Annotated in this window: 15 protein-coding genes; 3 read left to right on the top strand and 12 right to left on the bottom strand. The window is 72.3% G+C overall.

Annotation, left to right across the window (positions count from 1 at the left end; genetic code table 11):
• Positions 1 to 410: 410 nt before the first annotated feature.
• On the top strand, positions 411 to 1,622 hold the full coding sequence (locus tag SNOUR_RS25665) for a sensor histidine kinase (protein ID WP_067351422.1): 1,212 nt from the start codon (positions 411 to 413) through the stop codon (positions 1,620 to 1,622).
• Here the strand turns inward: SNOUR_RS25665 and SNOUR_RS25660 are convergent.
• From SNOUR_RS25660 to SNOUR_RS25615, 10 genes are all read right to left on the bottom strand, one after another.
• The gene (locus SNOUR_RS25660; RefSeq protein ID WP_067351419.1) at positions 1,577 to 2,341 is read right to left on the bottom strand and encodes a class I SAM-dependent methyltransferase; all 765 of its coding nucleotides are present in this window, start codon (positions 2,339 to 2,341) and stop codon (positions 1,577 to 1,579) included. The two genes, SNOUR_RS25665 and SNOUR_RS25660, sit on opposite strands and share 46 nt — an antisense overlap.
• A gap of 68 nt (positions 2,342 to 2,409) precedes the next feature.
• Positions 2,410 to 3,087, bottom strand: a complete 678-nt coding sequence (locus SNOUR_RS25655; RefSeq protein WP_067351416.1) for a response regulator — start codon at positions 3,085 to 3,087, stop codon at positions 2,410 to 2,412.
• A 134-nt stretch (positions 3,088 to 3,221) separates the two neighbouring features.
• Positions 3,222 to 3,623, bottom strand: a complete 402-nt coding sequence (locus SNOUR_RS46375; RefSeq protein WP_159425921.1) for a hypothetical protein — start codon at positions 3,621 to 3,623, stop codon at positions 3,222 to 3,224.
• Between the two features lie 11 nt (positions 3,624 to 3,634).
• Positions 3,635 to 4,669: an LLM class flavin-dependent oxidoreductase gene (locus SNOUR_RS25645; protein WP_099055722.1), complete on the bottom strand. Its 1,035-nt coding sequence runs from the start codon at positions 4,667 to 4,669 to the stop codon at positions 3,635 to 3,637.
• A gap of 23 nt (positions 4,670 to 4,692) precedes the next feature.
• Positions 4,693 to 6,540, bottom strand: coding sequence for an ABC transporter ATP-binding protein (locus tag SNOUR_RS25640; protein ID WP_067351407.1), 1,848 nt, complete (start codon positions 6,538 to 6,540; stop codon positions 4,693 to 4,695).
• A complete protein-coding gene (locus tag SNOUR_RS25635) occupies positions 6,533 to 9,736 on the bottom strand; it encodes a lantibiotic dehydratase (RefSeq protein WP_312633665.1) in 3,204 nt (1,067 codons plus the stop codon). The genes SNOUR_RS25640 and SNOUR_RS25635 overlap by 8 nt, the downstream gene beginning before the upstream one ends.
• Positions 9,733 to 10,986 carry a lanthionine synthetase LanC family protein gene (locus SNOUR_RS25630; RefSeq protein ID WP_067351404.1) on the bottom strand — a complete coding sequence of 418 codons (1,254 nt, stop codon included), beginning with the start codon at positions 10,984 to 10,986 and terminating at the stop codon, positions 9,733 to 9,735. Before SNOUR_RS25630 ends, SNOUR_RS25635 begins: the two co-directional genes overlap by 4 nt.
• A gap of 89 nt (positions 10,987 to 11,075) precedes the next feature.
• Positions 11,076 to 11,258, bottom strand: coding sequence for a hypothetical protein (locus SNOUR_RS46370; protein ID WP_067351401.1), 183 nt, complete (start codon positions 11,256 to 11,258; stop codon positions 11,076 to 11,078).
• A gap of 191 nt (positions 11,259 to 11,449) precedes the next feature.
• Positions 11,450 to 12,010, bottom strand: a complete 561-nt coding sequence (locus SNOUR_RS25620; protein WP_312633661.1) for an LURP-one-related family protein — start codon at positions 12,008 to 12,010, stop codon at positions 11,450 to 11,452.
• A gap of 235 nt (positions 12,011 to 12,245) precedes the next feature.
• Positions 12,246 to 13,637, bottom strand: coding sequence for an FAD-dependent monooxygenase (locus SNOUR_RS25615; protein WP_079142876.1), 1,392 nt, complete (start codon positions 13,635 to 13,637; stop codon positions 12,246 to 12,248).
• Between the two features lie 99 nt (positions 13,638 to 13,736).
• On the opposite strand from SNOUR_RS25615, the gene SNOUR_RS25610 reads away from it, so the two are divergent.
• On the top strand, positions 13,737 to 14,486 hold the full coding sequence (locus tag SNOUR_RS25610) for a TetR/AcrR family transcriptional regulator (RefSeq protein WP_312633659.1): 750 nt from the start codon (positions 13,737 to 13,739) through the stop codon (positions 14,484 to 14,486).
• A 45-nt stretch (positions 14,487 to 14,531) separates the two neighbouring features.
• Here SNOUR_RS25610 and SNOUR_RS25605 read toward each other — a convergent pair whose 3' ends face one another.
• Positions 14,532 to 15,707, bottom strand: coding sequence for a rod shape-determining protein (locus SNOUR_RS25605; protein WP_067351393.1), 1,176 nt, complete (start codon positions 15,705 to 15,707; stop codon positions 14,532 to 14,534).
• 163 nt (positions 15,708 to 15,870) lie between these two features.
• Positions 15,871 to 17,937 carry an FUSC family protein gene (locus SNOUR_RS25600; RefSeq protein WP_067351390.1) on the bottom strand — a complete coding sequence of 689 codons (2,067 nt, stop codon included), beginning with the start codon at positions 17,935 to 17,937 and terminating at the stop codon, positions 15,871 to 15,873.
• Positions 17,938 to 18,350: 413 nt separating this feature from the next.
• Here SNOUR_RS25600 and SNOUR_RS25595 point away from each other — a divergent pair, with 413 nt between their 5' ends.
• Complete coding sequence (locus SNOUR_RS25595) at positions 18,351 to 19,373, top strand: alpha/beta hydrolase (RefSeq protein ID WP_067351385.1); 1,023 nt, start codon at positions 18,351 to 18,353, stop codon at positions 19,371 to 19,373.
• Positions 19,374 to 19,407: the final 34 nt, after the last annotated feature.

The following is a 19,407-nucleotide window of genomic DNA, read 5'->3' as shown; positions in this document are numbered from 1 at the left end:
GGGCAAGGGTCTGGTTCGGGCGGGGCCCTGGGGCTTCGTGGCTGGGTGTGGCTGTTCGGTTGTGGTCGGGGCGGGTAAGGCCGAAATCTGGGGGATTTTCGCAATCTTCTAGAATGCGGGGTGGAAGATTCTCGGGGTTTCCCGGGACCGTCCCGGCTCTTCAGTCGGCCGCGGGCATGGGCATGGGCAGGGGCATCGCAACCGAGAATCCGTGGATCCGGATGTCTTTGGCCCGTGAAATCGGGGGAGCAGCGATGAGCACTACCGGGCGCGGATTCTTCTCGCGGGGCAGAGCCTTGTTTCGGGGCAGAGCTTTGTTTCCGGGCGGATCCTGGTTCCGGGGCAGGGGCTGGTTCCGGGGCAGGGGCTGGTTCCGGAGTGGGGCGTTCTTCCGGTTTCGTGGTGAGGGGGTGGGCGGGGAGGGGGGTTCCCGCCGTGCTGCGTTCGCTGTCGACGGGGTGGTCGTCGCGGCGGCCACCGCGGAGTTGCTGACTCTCTACGATGCGCTCGACGGGCTCTCGGCGCTCGTGTGCCCGCCGTCGCTGTTCGCGTTGGTGCTGCGCCGCCGCTTCCCGGTGACCGTGCTGTTCGCCACCTTGCCGTCCATGGCCACCGGCCACCTGTGGCTGGCTCCCATGATCGCCATGTTCACGGTGGCGTCCAGGACCGCCCGCCGTGCCGTCGTCGGCGTCGCGACGGCCGCGCTGTTCGCGGCGACCATGTGGTCCGGTTACGACCTCGACGGCGGGGCGGTGGACTGGAGCCACCATCTGTTCGTGGTCGAGGTGGCTCTCATGTTCAGCGTCGGCCCCGCCGGGCTCGGGCTGCTCTTTCGCACCCGCTCCGAGCTGCGGGCCCGGCTCGCGGACCTGATCGCCTCCCAGGCGCACGGCCGCCGTCTGGAAGCCGAGCGGGCCGTGGCGGAGGAGCGCACCCGTATGGCCCGCGAGATGCACGACAGCGTTTCGTACCACCTGGGCATCATCGCCGCGCAGTCCGGCGCCCTGTGGGCGACCGCCCCCGACGACACCGTCCGGCGGGATGCCGAGACCATACGCCGCCGCAGCGCCGACGCCATGGCGGAGCTGCGGGAGATCGTCGGCGTTCTACGGCACGGGCCGAGCCGGGCGGACGGGACGGACGCCCGGCTCCGCAACGTGCCGACCCTGGTGGAGGAAGCCCGCCTGGACGCGACGCTCGACTGTGGTGCTCTGGAGGCCCACACCATCGCCCCCTCCGTGGAACGAGCCGCCTACCGAACGGTTCAGGAGGCGCTCACCAACGTCCGCAAGCACGCTCCCGGTGCCCCGGTCGCCGCCTCCGTACGCCCCTCGGCCGGGGGCGACGCGCTCGTCGTCGAGGTCCGTAACCAGCCGGCACCCCGGACGCCTCCGCCGGTCGCCCCCGTGCTCGACGTGCCCGCGAGCGGCTACGGCCTCGCCGGGTTGAGGGAACGCGTCACTCTCGTCGGCGGCGTGTTCCGGGCGGAGGCCACTGCGGACGGCGGGTTCGTGGTGCGCGCCGAGTTGCCGCTCGGGCCTGCCGCTCCCCCCGCGTCGGGGCCGGCGCCGGGCGATCAGCCCGCGACCGCCGCCCAGGGCGAGTCGGGGTCCCGCTCGTAGACCGACACGTGTCGCAGGCTGGCGGAGGTGTACGGGGTGCCGCACCAGTCCTCCGTGCGCTCGACGAGCCGTAGCCCGGACAGTTCGGCCAGCAGATCGATCTCGAAGGGGAAGGCGTAGCGCAGTACGTGCTCACGGGTGGCCGGGGCTCCGCCGTCGATGATGGTGTGCGTCGAGAGCATGAGCTGTTGCGAGCGGTCCACGGCGAGCGTGTCCAGCATGACGGCCTGCTCGTCGAGGTGGCGCATCGAGAAGTCCGGCTTCTCCAGGTGGTGGTACGGCGCCGGGTCGAACGCCTCCAGGACGAACCGGCCCTCGGGCGCGAGCTGTTCGCGGACCCGTCGCAGGGTGCCGAGCTGCTGTTCCTTCGTGATCGCGACGAAGAAGGTGTTCAGCAGGAGGGTCACGGTGTCGAAGACACCGCCGGTGCCTTCTTCGGTGAAGTCACCGAACTGGGTGGTCACCGCGGTCCGCGGGTGCTGCTTGTGCAGCTCGTCCAGCATGGCCTCGGAGCCGTCGATGCCGTGCACCCGGAAGCCGCGCTCCGCGAGCGGAACCGCGATCCGGCCGGTGCCGACGCCCAGTTCCAGGATGCTCCCGTCGGGCGGCGTGCGGCCGGCCACGAACTCGACCGCCTGGGCGGTGTCGTGGTCGATCGGGTACATGCGGTCGTAGACGCTCGCCAGTTTCCGGTCGTAGAGCGCGTTGCCGAGGGCCATGGTGGTTCAACTCCAAACGGCGGGGTGAGGGGATGGGTTCGGGGGCCGGCCCGCCGCCGTTCGGGCGTTCAGCGGGTCTCGGCCAGGGCCGACGGACGCAGGTGGCCTTCCGTGGCGGCGCGGTGTGCCGCCACGGCGGCCTGGACGCGATTGGCCAGCCCCAGTTTCGTCAGGATCGAGCTGACGTGCTCCTTCGCCGTCGAGGCGCTCAGCAGCAGTCGGCGCCCGATGTCCGCGTTGGTCAGGCCCTCCCCCAGCAGTTCGAGCACCTGCAGCTCCCGCTCGGTGAGCGTGTCCAGGCGCGGGTCCCGCTCGCCGTGGCGCGGACCGGCGCCGAGGTAGCCGTCGACGACGATGCGTGCCGCGGCCGGGGAGAGCACGGTTCCGCCCGCTGCCAACACCCGGACGGCGTCGGCGAGTTCCTGCGGTGTCGCGTCCTTCAGCAGGAAGCCTGCCGCACCTGAGCGCAGCGCGGCCGCGATGTCCTCGTCCCGCAGGAACGTCGTGAGGACGGCGACCGCGGGCGGGTCCTGGTGGGCCCGGATCCATTCGAGGGCGGTGAGTCCGTCGACCTCCGGCATGCGCAGGTCGAGCAGGACCACGTCGGGCCGGTGCGCCGCCACGGCTTCGCGGACCTCCCGCCCGTCGCAGGCGACCGGCACTTCGATGTCCGCTTCGCTCTCCAGAATGCGCTGCATGCACGACCGCAGCAGAATTTCATCGTCGACGATCATCACCCGGATCATCCACGCCCCCCGTCAGAGCATCCCTAATCGGTCAAACCTCGTTCAAGGTACCAACAGACAAGGGATTCGAGAGCGCGGGGGCCGGAAAGGCAGCGCGATGGAAATCGTTTTCGACGTGTTTTCGCGAAAGCGGGTCAGACGGGCTCGGAGAGGTGCTCCGTGATGAGCTCCACCAGTTTCGCGTCCCAGGTGGAGACGAGCAGTTCGATCTTCTTCGCGGAGCCGCCCTCGGCCGTCACGGTGCAGTCCAGGGCCGTTCCGAAGCGCCCGCCGCCGGTCGCCGTGGCGGCCGGACCGGAAAGCGCCAGTGCTCTTGGGCCGGGCCCGTCCAGGACGACCCCGGACGAGCTGACCACGATTCTCCCGCGATGCATGGCGGGGCCCTGTGCCCGAATGCGGAACCGGCAGCGCAGCGTGATCCTTTCACCGCGCCGAAAAGCAGCGATGCGACGCGCTGAACGTGCCCTGTCAAGACTCTTGCCGCCTATCCAGAACACCGTGTCCATCAGAGAAAACAGGACGAATTCCAGAAGCATGTGATTGCCCCTCAACTCAACTCGGGATGGCTGCTCGTAAAAAACCCGGGGCCCTCGTCGGCCCGGCGCACGGCCCGGTCCTGCATCGCCCCCACGATGGCCCGCACGTCGGCCAGCGCGGCGTCGGGCCCTTCGGTCAGCAGGACCCCCGCACAGCTCAGCGCGATCTCCGTGGCCCCCGCCTCACCGTAGCCGGTGAGCTGGTCCGCCAGCTCGTCAGGGGTGCCGTAGGCGAAGACCCCGCTGTCGACCAGCACGCCGGCCCCGGCCCACGGGTCGGCCGCGTCCACGCCGAGGCCCGCCGAGCGGAGCATCGCCGCGTAGTGCTCACCGCCCAGGTGCAGCTCGTGCGCCGCGAACGCGAGCCGGCGCGGGTCCCGGCCGGGCTTGCGCACCGCGCACGGCACGATCTGCGTCACCCCGGGGACCGCCCTGTCCCGGGAGGCGGCGCCGCGCGCGAGCGCGGGCACGATCCGGTCCCTGAGGTGGGCGGCCGGCGTCAGCAGGGTGATCGCCACGTCGGCGACCTGGCCCGCCGTGTACGCCATGCGCGGCCGCAGCACGCCGACGCCGAGCGAGACGGGAGGGTGGGGGACCTGGGGAAGTCCCTCGTCCACGCGCACATAGCGCCCCTGGAAGTCCACCAACTCGCCGTCCAGGAGCCGTCGCACGACGGTCAGGTACTCGGCGACGGCGGTGCGCGGACTTGCGTACGGTGCGCCGCGCAGCGCCGTCACGAACGCCGGGTCGCCGGTGCTGTAGCCGGCGACGACGTCGGCGCCGGTCAGCAGGGCCAGCGACCTGGCCTGTATCGCCGCGTCCAGCGGGTGGCGCAGAGCAGTCAGGGCCACGCTGGTGCCGACCGGCACGCGGATGCCGCGCCCGGCGAGGTGCGCGAAGGCATGGTGGGTGTCGACCAGCACCGACTGCCCCATGTAGAGCCGCTCCAGGGACAGCTCCCGGACGACTTCGCCGAAGGCGGTGAGGTGGTCCAGGTCGTACGCCATGAGCGGGTACATGAGGGACAGCGGGGGTGTTCGGGTCATGGGTGCTTCCTGTGCGGCGGCGGTCATGCGGAGGTTCCCGGCAGGTAGGCGTCGGCCTGGAGCCGAAAGAGGTGGGCGTAGGTCCCGCCGCGTGCGAGCAGTTCCTCGTGGGTCCCCTCTTCGATGAGCGAACCGCCCTCCACGACCAGGATCTTGTCGGCGATGCGGACGGTGGAGAACCGGTGGGAGATCACCAGGGACGTCGCCCGGGAGCAGATCGTGCGCAGCCGGCCGAAGATGTCGGCCTCGGCCTCGGCGTCGATCGCGGCGGTCGGCTCGTCGAGGATCGCGATCGGCGCGTCCCGCAGGAAGGCCCGCGCCAGGGCGATCTTCTGCCACTGGCCGCCGGACAGCTGGTGGCCGCCCTCGAAGTGCCGTCCCAGTGTGGTGTCGTAGGTGTCCGCGAGGCGGTCGATGAACTCGGCGGCGCCGCTGGACCCGGCCGCTGCGCGCAGGCGGGCGTCGTCGTCGAGGTGTTCGAGGCGGCCGAAGCCGATGTTGTGCCGGACGGGCATCTCGTAGCGGATGAAGTCCTGGAAGACGACCCCGATGTTCCGCTGGAGGTCGTCGGTGTCGTACTCCTCGAGAGGCACGCCGTCGACGAGGATGCGGCCGCTGGTCGGCTCGTAGAGGCGGGAGAGCAGTTTGACGATGGTGCTCTTGCCCGCGCCGTTCGCGCCGACGATCGCGCAGCAGGTGTCGGCGGGGATGAAGCAACTGAACCGGTCGAGGGCGGTGGTCGTGGTGCCGGGGTACCGGAAGGTGACGTCCTGGAACTCGATGCCGTGCGTCAGGCGCCGCGGGAAGGGCCGGGTGCCGCCCGTGATGCGCCCGTCGGGCAGCGTCAGATAGTCGAAGAGGTTCCCCGTGAACAGCGTGTTCTGGTACAGGGTGGCCACGCCGAGCAGCAGCCCGGTGGCCGCCGCGTGCACCGCGCCCAGCGCCTGCAGGTACCCGGCGAGCTCGCCGATCCGGCCGTTGTCCGCGGTGGATCTGAGGGCGAAGACCAGCGCGCCCGCCGAGCAGCCCACGCTGACCAGGCCGAGCGTCGCCGACCAGCCGTGCCGGCGGCGTGCCAGCGCCCGGTCGACGCGGAAGAACTCCTGCACGAGGGACCGGTAGCGGCCTACGAGATGGGGGCCGAGTTGATACAGCTTCACCTCCTTGTAGGAGGAGTCCGTCGTCGTCAGGTCCTGGTAGTAGAAGGCGCGGCGCCGGTCCTGCGCACGGTGGTACTCGATCGCGTAGCCCTGCTTGCTGAACACCACGTGCGCGGCGAGCGCGGGCAGCGGCGCCAGCAGGATGGCCAGGGCGATCCAGACGTTCCAGGAGAACAGCACCCAGCTGACCATCACCAGTGATGCCAGCGCGGTGAGCGTGCGCATCATCTCCTCGAACACCTCGAAGGCCGTGCCGCTGCCGCTCTCCCGCAGCGCGCGCTGCAGTCGGTCGTACGCCTCGGGGTCCTCGTAGGCGCTGAGGTCCATGCGGGTGCCCTTGACCATGACCCGCTCACCGATCTTGGCCGTGAACTCCAACTGGAGCAGGGAGTTCAGGTACTGCGAGAGCGACGTCAGGATGTGCTCCGCCACCGAGACCGCGACGAGGCCGGCGGCGGCGAAGGTGAGCCGGTCCATGGCGTCCGGCACCCGCGTGAGGGCGTCGACGACGGCCTGCACGGCCCTGGCGGTCAGCCAGATCCCGGTGGCCGGCACGGCGGCGGTGAGTGCCGTGGCCACGGCGAGCGCGGAGACCCTCAGGGGGCTGAGTCCCCAGAACGTGCGCAGGACGAGCCACCAGTAGCGCAGGTCCCGGGAGAGGCGCCGGTGCTCCTCGGGCACGGTCTGGCCGCTGGCTTCCTGATCAGTCACGGGGCCTCCCCCGCAGGCAGTTCAGGACGTGCCCCCAGACCAGGTAGCAGCGGTCCTCGGCGGGGCGGTCCATGGGCAGCAGCCGGTTCACCTGCATGTGCGCGAGGCTGGCCAGGACGGCGTCCCGGGTGCCCCACAGCGTTCCGGCCGCCTCCGCGTCCGCGACGGCCCGCGAGGCCCGGCGGACGGCGTCGACCTGGCCGGCGAGAACCGGGGCGAGGCGCTCGTGGTGGGCGCGGCCCCCGAGGTGCGGGCGGCGGTCCCAGGGGGCGAGCAGCTCGCACAGATAGTCGCGGTCCTTCTTGTACCGCTCGCGGGCCTCCCTGTCCTCGGCGGGCCGGGGCATGGCGGCGAGACGCTCGCGGACGTCGAGACCCCACTGGGCGTACAGCGCGTCGACGGCGGCCAGGGTGACCGCTTCGGCCGTGAGTCCGGGCTCCTTGTCCCAGAGGAGACCGAGCAGTTGGGCGGAGACGGCGCTGTTCGCCGCGAAGAACTCCTCGATGTGGTCGTACACGGCGGGACCGCCGTACCGGCTCACCTCGGGGTGGTACGTGGCGACCTCCAGGCGCTCGGCGATCCCCCGCCGGACGAGGGAGCGCCCCCAGTCCAGGAGCGGTTCCAGGGCGGACGTGCCGCCGGCCGGTGTCCGGGTCCTGATGCGCAGGTGCGCGTCGGGGTCGGCGTACCGGATGTAGAACCACCGGTCGACGTCGGCGCCTGCGTCCCGTATCTCCCCGACGAGTCCGGCCAGTTCGACCGCGGCGATCTCGTCGTGCAGGTCACGGGCGGCGTACAGCTTGAGGTACGACCACTCGGAGCCGGGCAGATGGCTGGGGTGGGCGGCGGGACGGGCCTTGCGCCGTATCGCCTCCGCCGCTGCCTCGCGGGCCGGAGCCGTGTCCGGTGGCGGCGCGGCCTCGGTGCCGTCGGGCGCGGCCAGGAGCGGGATGACGACCTCGGCCAGGTGCCCGCGTCCGGCGCTGTCGCGTAGCCAGGTCCTGTCGGGATCCGGCAGCGCCTCCTGGAGCGTGACCCGCTCGTCGGCCGCCCGCAGATCGGTCAACAGCTCGTCCGCGCAGGCCGGGTGGTCGAGGTCCAGGAGCAGCCGGTTGTCGTCGTCGGCCAGGTAGACGTGGCGGGGAACGCCCCAGGTGCGGCGCCACTCCGCCAACTCCGCGGCGGTGCGAGGTACGGGGACGGGAGCGGTGTCCAGCGGGGCCCGCGCGCCGGTCGGGTACAGGTTCCACTCGGCGGCCCGTACCACGACCCGGCCCCGCACGACGCGCGGCAGGTACGGGGCGCCCTCGACCGGGCCCCAGGTGAAGCCGGTGGGGATCGCATACCTGGCCCGCGAGACCTCCAGCAGGAACCGGCACACGTTGGGCGCGCCGAGCGGGCTGAGCATGTGGTTCTGGACGACGACCAGTTCGCGCCCGAGCCGTGCCGAGTAGAGCCGCAGGCCGTCGTCGGTCGCGCCGACGTGGATGTCGGAGAGGTCGATGATCCGGTCCGGGGCGGCGGAGGGTGCGACGTTGACCGGGATCTCGTAGCCGTGGACGGCGGGCCGGATCGCCACGTTGGCGCCGCGCCCGTTGCCGGGCAGGTACGCCAGCTCGGCGACGACGACGTCGGGCTCCAGGGCTTCCCGGGCACGGGCGTAGGAGCGGAGGCGTTCGGCGGCGGGCCCGAGGAGGTGGAAGAACCGTCCGAAGGTGCGTCCGCCCTCGCCGAGACCGTCGCTGTTGAGGACGGCACGCCAGTCGCCGTCGTCGATCGCGCGGGCACTGGACGCGGCGATCTGGACGTATGCGTCGACGCCGGGGCACCCGCGCCGGGTGTCGCCCTCGTCCGCGGGGACGAGCCTGCGCAGCACCTCGTCGCTCAGCTCGACCTCGTCGGCTCCGCTCCGCCACGCCTGGGAGGCCAGGGCGACCAGGGCCCGCGCGGTCCGCGGGTCTCCTTCGCCGCCGGTCTGGTGCATGACCATGGCGCGGGGTGGATCGAGGTAGCTGTTGGGGGCGTCGAGGCCGCGCTCGGCGCTGAGGAGTTCGAGGACGGGGACGAGGGCGTCGCTTCCGTACCGCTCCATGAACGCCTCGTGATACGGCGCGAGGTGGTCGTATCCGCCGGGCGCCGCCCGGCCCAGCCGGGCCAGGCAGCCGACGGCCTCGGCGACCTCGTCGGCGACCTGGCGGTTGATGGCCGTATCGGCGAGGCCGAGGGCGGAGTCGACCTGGAAGGGCTGGTGTCGGTACTCGGGGACGAGGGTGCGTTGGGCCAGGCGCAGCCTGTCGAGCGCGCCGGTATCGTCGTGGACGGCGGTCCGGGTCATGTCGACGACCTCGCGCAGTCCGGCCACGGCGGGGTGCTCCACCCCGGCGGCGGTGAGCCGGGCCAGGACGTACGCCTCCGGGCAGGGATCCGTGACGGGCGGCCGCAGGTCGGTGACGAGCAGCCCGAGGCCGACCAGTTCGGCGACGAACGCGGAGATCCGCTCGTGCCCGACGGCCGGGAACCGGTCGGTCAGTTCGGCGACCACCTCGGCGTACGGGACGGGCGCGGCGGCCGGGGCGAGGCGCCGGACATGGCTGAGCGGACTGGTGTGCCGTACCCGCACCGATCGCCGGTCGGCGTTGCCGTGCACATCCGAGGAAGGCAGGACGAGCCGGTCGCCCACCCGGTGCGCCATGGCGTTCATGGACACGCTGAGCCGTTCGAGCACCTCCGGGGCACCCTCCAGGTCCTTCACCAGAGCGAGCAGCCATCCCATGTCGGCCCGCACCCGGGCGGACACGAGGGGGGTCTCGCCGAGCCGGGCGGTGGTGGTCTCACCGAAGGAGCCGAGTGCGACGCCGGAGAAGGCCCCGAAGGGGGTGGGGCGGGTGCTCATGCGGGTGAGGTAGCGCAGGGCCCGGGAGTGGACGCGCCGCGTCTCCTTGCCGCTCGCGCGTCCCTGTGCGGCCTCGACCTTGGCCAGCCCGTCGAGCAGTCCGCTGCCGGCGGCGACGAGCCCGTGGCGTACGCGGGGGTTGTCCGCCATGGCGCGCAACCGGGCGCGGGTGCGGGTGAGGTCGCGGTCGGCGAGCGTCTCCCGCCAGACCTCGACCGGCAGGGCAGGTGCCCGCAGAAGAGGGAAGTCGAGGGCTTCGTACCGCGGCATGGTGCGTGTCAGGTCCTTGTCGATTGCGTTCACCGGAGAAAGAGCACCCGCCACCAACTGGGCCTGCGGCCGGTGGCCGTGGCACGGAGGGCCAGGGCGACACCGGCCGCGCCGGTGAGGAGCCCGGGATTGTCGACGACGTGCCCGGTGGTCTCGCGGTCGCGGTACACCAGGGCCCGCTCGGGCTCGGCGGCGTCGAGCAGCTCCGTCACGAGCCGGGCGAGTCCCCGCGCGGCGCCCTCGCTGCCCCGCGCGGCGAACTCGTGGGCGAGCGCGACGCATCCGGCGAGGCCGTGGCACACGGTGGGCGAACGCGGCACGTCCCCGGCGGCGACCCGGTCGAGCAGCCCGTCCAGCGCGGCGAACGCCCGTGCTTCCAGGGCCCGGTCGCCGGTCGCGTCGGCTACGGTGAGCAGCCCGGCGGCCACTCCCCCGGTCCCGTGGCACCAGGCGGGCACGGCTTCGTCTCCGTCGTCGAGGTGCGGGTCCACGGGGACGGATCGCGGCCACCGGAGCTGTCGGCCTCCGCGGCTGCCGACCTCCAGCAGCCACGCCACCAGCCGGTCGAGGACGAGGCGTTGCCCGGGCAGCCGGTGACCGTGCCGCCAGGCCGTGGCCAGGGCGGCGGCGATACCCGCAGCGCCGTGGGACATTCCGGTGTCGAGCCGTCCCTCGACGGCCCATCGCTGATCGGCACCGACCCACATCAGGTACCGCAGGCACCGTTGAAGCGCCTGCTCGACGAGCGGGGTCGTGGGGCGGACGTGACACAGGTGGGCGAGGACGCCCGCGCACCCGTAGACCAGGTCGTAGTGGTGAGCGGCGACGGCACCGGGCCGGCGGGGCAGCTCCATGGCCAGGACCTGCCGGGACAGCTGTTCGTCCAGTGCGGCGAGGCTGGGCAGAAAACGGGGCTCGTCGGCCGCGACCTCGCGCAGCACGAAGGCGAGGCCGGCCGTGCCGTCGAAGAGCCCCGGGTGCGTGAGCGCTTCCTCTTGCGTGGCGGCGAAGGCGGCGCGCACGAAGGAGAAGGCCCGGTCGCGCGACCACTCCCCTTCCGCGCCGCGCTCCGCGGTACGGGCGGCGTGGAGGTGGAGGAGCGCCAGCCCGGCATGCCCCTCGCTGAGGGAAGCGCCGTTCCAGAAGGACAGATCACTCTGCCCGGCGGCGCGTGCGGCGTGCGCATCGGCGCCGGCGGGGCTGTCGAGTCGTTCCCGGATCACGCTCGCGACGGCGTTCGCGCGGGCGGCGAGTTCGGGCGGCAGGAGGGGGCTGGGGTGCATGTGTGGGGCTCTACAGGCTCTTCGGAGGGGGTCCTCCGTTTCCTTCCGGAGGACCCCACCGTGGTGATCGGACGCGATCGGCAGCGCGGTCAGCACTTGCCGTTCGTGCGGACGGCGGCGCAGGCGGCCGTCATCTTGATCGTCTGCCGGATGGTCTGCTTGACGGCCCACTTGCTGGCGACGCGCGAGGCGACGCTGGCAACCGGGGACAGCGACGTCTGAGCCGGGTCGGCGGAAACGATCACGCGAGCGTCGAGGTTGAACTCGTCCATGATTTACAGCACCTTTCATTCCATAAAACCAACCGCCCACCGAGGAAACGAGGAAGGGATTCCACAGGAGTTCCCGAGGCGGTCAGAGAATGAACTTAATGAGGCCGAGGACGCTCTTGAACCCGCCGACCGTCCCCTTCTTCCCCCACCATGTGGCGGGACGGTCCGCCCGGCTGTCCGGTGCCCGACCGTCAGCGCCCCTGCAGGGCGTCCAGCCCAACTGCCATGCAGAGCGCGAGTGTCCGGTCCAACCCCGGATCCTGGATACGGACGACGTACCGGTCCCGGATCCCCCACTTCCGCTCGACCGCCAGGACGGGCCGCCCGTCCCGGACGAAGTCGAAGTGGTAGACGAACGGCACGGGCGGCAAAGTGACGAGCGGCACGACCAGATCGACGACGTCCCACGCGCGTCGCGCAAGCGCCACGCCGACCCGCCGCTCCTTGCCCACGGCGGCGGCCTCCTTCCCCTGCGTCAGATGCCAGGTGGACCGCAGAAAAGACGCCTTGAAGTCCTTGCGGAAGCTGCCGACGAGATCCCCACCGGGCCCTGTCACGTCGTACGTGGCCCCGAGGTCGATCACCTCCCGCGCCTTGAATCCGCCGAGTTCCCGGGAACGGTCCTCATCGGTCCACAAGGTCAGCTGCTCCTGCAACGCGAACCGCTTCTGCTCCGCGAAGGCGATGACCTCACCGCTTTCCGGAAGCGTGAACACATACCGGTTCACGAGCGGGGCTATCTTCTGCGTCATGAGAATGTCGTCGGGCTGCCACATGCAGGAACCGTAAGCACCGACAGAACGCACGCTCGTGCATCTCAAGGTGGAGCGGCACCCCGCCGACCGGAGGGGTGCGGAGGGCCGAGTGGCCACCTGCCCCTCCCGAATTCCCTCATGGATCCGGCCTTTCATAAAGGACCCCCATTCCACAGGGCCCACATTCCTCTGAAGAGGACGCCCAGAGCTCCGGGGAGTACGGCCGCGCCGGTCAGGGTGTCGCGTTCCGGACCGACCCGGTGTCGTGGTGGACGAGCGAGGGGTAGTCGTCGAGGGAGATGTCGGCGGAGATGTCGTGGCCCTCCTGGAGCATGGCCGTGAGGGCGTCCGGGTCGTTGAGCGCGGAGTTGCGGGCCGCTATCGCCTCCTGGGTGAGGGGGGCCAGGAACGCACCGGTTCCGCGGCCGCCTTCCTGACAGCGCGAGACATACGGCCGCAGCTTCTGCTCGTAGCGGGCGAAGGCTCGGCGGTGGTCGCCGGCCGCGAGGGCCAGTTCGCCGGCGAGGACATAGGCGCCGACGATCGCCGAGCCCGTGCCCATCCCGCCGACGGTGGCGCCATAGGCGGCGTCGCCGAGGAGCGCTATCCGACCCCGTGACCACGTCGGTGCGTCGACGCGGCTTATGGCGTCGAAATAGAGGTCGTCGGCATCCCGGACGGTCCCGACGAGTTCCGCGGTGCGCCAGCCCGCTCCCTCGTACGCCCGGACGAGGGCCGTGCGCTGGGCCCGGGGGTCGCGGCGGTCGTGGTCCAGTCGCTCGGAGGCGAAGACGCAGAACGCCTCGCCCGCGTAGGAGGGGTCGGCGGCGCGGCGGGGCACGCGGCCGACCGTCACCAGTCGGCCGGGCTCGTTGTAACCGACGGCGTGGGCGGCAAGGTCCGGTGCCGCGCCGTGCGGGAGATCCCAGCCGGCGACGTAGTAGCCGAGGTGGCTGACGAAGTCCTCTTCGGGGCCGAAGGCGAGCCGGCGCACCGTGGAGTGCAGGCCGTCGGCGCCGATGACCAGGTCGAAGGTGCGGGGCGGGGCGTGCTCGAAGGTGACGTGGACGCCGTCGGCGGTTTCGGTGAGAGAGGTGAGGGAGTCGCCGAAGAGGTAGGCGGTGCCGGCGACGGCGGCAGGGGTGGCGGTGTCGTCGTGAGGGGTGGGAGTGGGGCGGCTGTGGTCGTAGAGGATGCGGGAGAGTTCCGAGCGGAGGATCTCCACGTCGCCGCCGGCGAACTCGGGTGGGAGGGCCGCCACATGATTCCCCCCGGCGTCGATGAAGGTCATCGAACCACCGCCGGTGCGGCGCCGCCTGATCTCCTCCAGGACGCCCATCTTCCGCAGTACCGCCAGGTGCGCCGCACCGCGGAAGTCGACCGCGAAGCCGCCGCCGCGGAGGGCCGGCGCCGACTCGACCACGGTGGGGCGGTAGCCATAGCGGGCGAGCCAGTGGGCGAGGGCCGGGCCGGCGATGCTGGCGCCGGAGATGAGGACCGTTCGCCCCCGCGCGGCGGAGGTCGGCGTCGGTTCACACCTCTCGTGCGCCCCGTACCTCCCCCGCGCCTCATGTGCCTTGTCCGTTGCCTTGTCCGTGTGGTGCGGCGTCGTTTCGCGCGTCATCGGACGCTCCCCCCTGTGTCTGCGTGGTGTGGCGACACAACAACTGTATCCCCCGGACACAGATCTGTATACCCCCGGACACAGTTTTAGGATGCGGAGGTGGCTGGAGACGAGAAGAGCAGTGTGTTCGGGGATCAGGCGGGCAGCGTGGAGCTGCTGTGGGGCGGGCGCGAGCGGCCGAGCCGGGGCCCCAAGCCGGCGCTGAGCCTGGAGCGGATCACGCGGACGGCCATCGGCCTCGCCGACACCGGCGGGCTCGGCGCGGTCTCCATGCAACGGGTCGCGGCGGAGCTGGACTTCACGAAGATGTCCCTGTACCGGTACGTGCCCGGCAAGGCGGAGCTGGTCGCCCTGATGATCGACACGGCGATGGGCGAACCGCCGGAGCCGGCGGGCGCCGCGGCCGGCGACTGGCGGGGCGCGCTGCGGGACTGGGCGCAGCGGCTCGCGGCGGTCTTCGCCCAGCATCCATGGCTGCTGAGCGCCCTCGTCGGGCCGCGGGTCATGGGCCCCAACGAACTCGGCTGGACGGAGCGCGCACTGGCGGCGCTCGCGGGCGCCGGGCTGACCGGCGGCGAGCAACTGGACGCCGTGCTGGTGGTGAGCGGGCACGTCCGGTCCATCGCGCAGGTGTCGGCGTCGACGGGGGTGGGCGGCGCCCCCGCGAAGGAGCCGGAGGCGGTGCTGAGCGCCGCGCTGAACGAGCTGCTCGTCGGGCGGTCCGAGCGGTTCCCCGCGCTGAGCGCCGCGCTGGCGGGCGCCGCCCGGGGCGAATCCCGGGACCAGGCTTGGGAGTTCGGGCTGGAGCGGATCCTGGACGGGCTGGAGGCGTACGCAGCACGGGCGTGAGGCCCGCCCGCCCTGCGTACGCCCCGCGGGGCCCTCGTCGTAGTCCTACATCCCCAGCCGCACGGACTTCCGCGGCCCTTCCTTGGCGCCGGTCAGGAGGCCGTGGAGGGTGGCGAACTCGTCGACGCACTTGGCGGTGCCGTTGACCACGCAGTCCAGCGGGGCGTCGGCGACCACGACCGGGACGCCCATCTCCTCGCGGAGGCGACGGTCCAGCCCCCGGAGCAGGGCGCCGCCGCCGGTGAGGGCGATGCCGCGCTCGATGATGTCGCCGGAGAGCTCCGGCGGGCAGTCGTCCAGGGTGTTGTGGACGGCGCGGACGATGGCCTCGACGGGTTCGGCGAGGGCGGTGCGGATCTCTTCCGCGGTGATCTCCTGGAGGCGCGGGAGGCCGCTGAGGTGGTCCCGCCCGCGGACGGTGTAGGAGTGGGGGGAGGGGCGCGCCGAGCTGTCCGCGGGCGACTCGGCGTCGGTCTCGCCGTCGGACGCGGGGTCGGATACGGAGTCGGACGCGGTGCCCACGGCGAGGCGGGTGGGGAGCGGGCGGTCGTCGTCCGGGGTCCAGACCGCCGAGCCGATGGCGATCTTGATGTCCTCGGCGGTGCGCTCGCCGATGGCCAGGCCGTGCTCCTTCTTGATGTACGTGGAGATGGCGGCGTCCATCGCGTCGCCGGCGACCCGCACGGACTGGGCGGTGACCAGGCCGCCCATGGAGACCACGGCGACCTCGGTGGTGCCGCCGCCGATGTCGACGACCATGCAGCCGACCGGTTCGGCCACCGGGAGGCCCGCGCCGATCGCGGCGGCCATCGGCTCCTCGATCAGGTGCACCTCGCGGGCGCCGGCGCCCCGTGCGGAGTCGATGACGGCGCGCCGTTCGACCCCGGTGATGCCGGAGGGGACGCAGATGACGACCCGGGGGCGGGAGAAGCGGCGGCTGGGCAGGGCCTTCTTCATCAGGGCGCGCAGCATCTGCTCGGCCGCGTCGAAGTCGGCGATGACGCCCTCCCGGAGGGGGCGCATCGCGGTGATCCCGGAGGGCGTGCGGCCGATGGTGCGTTTGGCCTCCGAACCGACGGCGACGACGTCGCCGGCGGCGTTGACGGCGACCACGGAGGGCTCGTTCAGCACCACGCCTTTGCCGCGCGCGTAGACGAGGGTGTTGGCGGTGCCGAGGTCGATGCCTATGTCGTACGTACCGGACGAAGTGCTGGACGCCATGGGGAGTTCGCTTGCTCTCTCTCGGGAGGACAGTGCGCCGCGGCGAGCGTCATTGACGCACCAATGACGCTAATTGCGGGCAATTATCTAGACTACTGGGGGTGCGGAATGGTTCCTGCGGGGGCGGATGCGCCCGGATGCGGAAGCGGTCGGGGGCGGGTCGTCAGGGGTCGGGGGGCAGTGCCTCGGCGAGGTCGTCGAGGGCGTCCAGGAGCAGTTCGGTGGCGCGGACGGCGACTCCCTCGTGCTCGTCCTCGGCGCTCCACCGCTCCCAGGCGGCGTGCGGCTCGCCCCAGTCCATCGCCTCGCCGTCGCGGACGGCCCGGGCGGCGCGGTCCAGGGCGGGGCGGAGGGCGGCGGCGAACGCGGCGGCGCCGGGCGAGGGCCGGGCGTCCCGGTCGGGCGGGTGCGCCTCCAGGATCATCGTGACCCGGCCCATGGTGGCGAGCGCGGCACTGGCGGCGTGCGCCCCGCCGAGCGGGAGGCCGCGGTGCCGGACCGGCTCCTTCTCGGCGCGGGCCTCGGTCGCCTCCCAGGCGGCGCGCGCCGCGCGGGCGTCCAGCAGGGCCTCGCGGACCTGCCGGGGCCGGCGCTCGGCGGGCCGGGCGTAGCCGTCGACGACGGCGAGCGCGTAACGGCCGTTGGTGGCCAGCCAGTCGGCGAGCCGGTCGCGGAGCCGGGGCGTCTCCCAGGCGGGGAACAGCGCGTAGGACAGCATCGCGAGGACCCCGCCGATGAGGGTGAGCACGAGGCGTTCCTGGACGGTCTGTTCCCAGCCGGCGCCGACGATGCCGAGCAGGAAGACGACATAGGCCGCGATGCAGGCCGAGGTGACGGAGAAGCCGGTGCGCATCAGCAGGTACATCAGGAAGACGCAGAGCAGGGCGAGGGCGGCGCTGACGGAGGCGCCGGGGTGGGCCAGCGCCATCAGGGCACCGGCCAGGGTCACGCCGACGACGGTGCCGGCGAAGCGGGCGACGCCGCGGGAGTAGGTCTGGGCGAAGTCGGGGCGCATCACCATGACGGAGGCGAGCGGGGCCCAGTAGCCGTGGCCGAAGTGGAGGGCGGCGCCGAGCAGGTAGCCGGCGACGGCGACCGCGGCGACGCGGAGCGCGTGCCGCAGTACGTGCGAGGACCAGCGGGCCTCGCGGCGCAGGGCGCGCAGGGCGACCGGGACGAGCCGGGGGACGCTGGGGCGCAGCAGGTGGCCGCGTTCGGCTTCGGTGGTGGGGCGGGTGGCCTCGACGGGCTCGTCGGTGAGTTCGACGGCGTCGGCGAGGAGGGAGATCAGGCGGTAGGCGGTGCGCCGGGCGGGGCCGCGGAGCATCGGGCCGCTGGCCGGGACTTCGAGGGCGGCCATCGCCTCCGGTGGCAGCCGGACCGGGCTGGCGTGCCGTACGGCGTGCGCGACGGCGTCCAGGACGGTGGCGGCGGCGCCCAGGAGTTCACGGGCGCGGTCGCGTTCGGGCCCCTCCAGGGGGGCGCCGACGACCGGGTCGGCCAGTGAGGCGAGGACCGGGCGGACGCGTTCGGCGAGGCCGCGCGGGCCGTGCAGCTGTACGGGGCGGCGGCGGGCCTGGCGGGGTGTCACGGTGGCGGCGGCCCGGGCGTCCATCAGGGGCGCGGGGTCGAACGGGGCGACCGGGTCGTGCCGCAGCCGGCGGGCGTAGTCGGCCTCGGCGGCCAGCGCGTCGGCGAGGGTGTCGCGCTGGATGCCCCAGGGGCGCACCGGGAAGAGGACGATGAGGGCGGCCTGGACGAGGCCGCCGCAGGCGATCAGCGCGGCGTGTTCGAGGGCGCCCAGGACGGACGTCGGGAGGGTGACGGTGATCAGCATGATCGCCACGGTCTGGGTGCCGACGAGGCCGGAGACCGGCCCGATCGCCCAGGCCATGCCCGCCAGGAGGGTCCAGCCGGTGAGCAGCAGGACGAACCAGACGACGTGGGCGGCGGCCAGGTAGCCGAGGAAGGTGGAGATCGCCAGCGCGCCGGCGACGGCCAGTGCCAGGACCGGGCGGGGCCGCATGCTGCGCTGGAAGGTGACGATGCCGGCGGAGAAGGCACCGAAGGCGGAGGAGACCGCGAGGGCGGGGTTGCCGCGCCACAGGCACAGGCCGAGGACGACGGCCACGCCGACCGTGCCGCGGATCGCGATCAGCGGGGTGAGCTTGGCGCGTTCGATGGTCAGCCCGGAGCGGGTGGCTTCCTTCAGCGCACGCGACCAGGTCATAGCGAGAGGATACGGGCCGGGAGCGGGGGCGGCGGGGTGCCGGGCGACGGGTGCGGGAGGGCGACCCGGATGCCTTCGCGGCGCGTTCCCGAGGGGTCGCCGCGGACCCTCGAAGGGGCGTGCGGAGGGGTGCCGGAGGCGGCGGCCGGCGCCGGGGCGCGGACGCACGCCCGGTGTGCCGGAAGGGGGCGCGCGGGGGTCCGTCGGGCGCCCGCGTTGCGCCTCCACCAGGAAAATCACGGTAAACCGGATCTCCGTTGCGCGTAAACACCACAGGTCAGAGCCGGTCGGCGAGTTTCGTTCCCGAGAGTGCGAGCAAGCAGACACTCCGGGAGGGAAACCTGTGCCGGCCCCGCCCCCTCTTGTTGGCCGGTCGGGACAACTCCCGGCCCGTTCGCCAAGGAGAAGGACCCGTGCGCAAATCCCTTTTCAAACCGGTGATCGCCTTGATCGCCCTGACCGTACTCGGCACCACGGCCGGCTGTGGGACGAGCGACGACTCCCAGGGCGCGCCCGTACGGTTCAGCGGTCCGCGGTCGGGTGCCGCCATGCAGACCGCGCCGGCCGACAAGAACTCGCTGGTGCAGATGCCCACCCATCCGATCAACTTCCAGGAGACCAGCAAGGTCGGTGGGGCCGGTGGGAACACCCCGATAGCCGTGACCACCTACCACGGGAAGAAGTCCGGCTTCACGGGGAAGGTGTGGGTCTGGGCGCCGCCGGAGTACTACGAGAAGCAGAACGCGAACAAGGGCTTCCCGGTCATGGAGGCGCTGCCCGGCGCCTACGGCTACCCGGTCAACTACTGGATCGGCTCCGACCTCAAGCTGGAGGAGAGCCTCGCCACCTGGTCGAAGGCCGGCAAGAGCCTGCCGTTCATCGTGGTGATGCCGGTGCTCAACCCCAACGACAAGCAGTACTACGACGGCAGTGACATCCCGGGCCAGCCGAAGATCGGCACCTGGCTGAGCAAGGACGTCCCCGATCTCGTCCGGGAGAACTTCCGCACCCTGAAGACCCGCAACGCCTGGTGCATCATGGGCTCCTCGTCGGGCGGCTTCTCGGCGCTGAAGAACGTGCTGCAGAACCCGAACGACTTCAAGGTGGCGATCCCCAACGGGCCGGACATCGTCCCGGACTCGCCGCTGTGGCGGGGCCACCTCAAGGAGATGCGCGAGAACAACCCCGAGGTGCTGGCGCACCGGCTGATCGCCCGCGGGGGGCCGGAGGTCTACCTGGCCTTCCAGGACGGCTCCCGGGAGAACACCGTGCTGCCGAAGGTGCGGAAGTTCATCGCGCAGTACGGCCACGGGCCGGTGCGGACGCGGCTGCAGATCGTGCCGAACGGCACGCACAGCGGCCAGACCTACGTCACGGGCCTGGGCATGGGCACGATGCAGTGGGTCAGCGCCCACATGCAGGGGCCGACCGGCTGAGCACGGGCCGGCCGGCGGGCGGTCGCGGCGGACA

Origin of the sequence: Streptomyces noursei ATCC 11455, from assembly GCF_001704275.1 — a bacterium.
Classification (GTDB): Bacteria; Actinomycetota; Actinomycetes; order Streptomycetales; family Streptomycetaceae; genus Streptomyces; species Streptomyces noursei.
The sequence above is the reverse complement of the archived record's forward strand: the minus strand, read 5'-3'. Positions and strand labels throughout refer to the sequence as shown.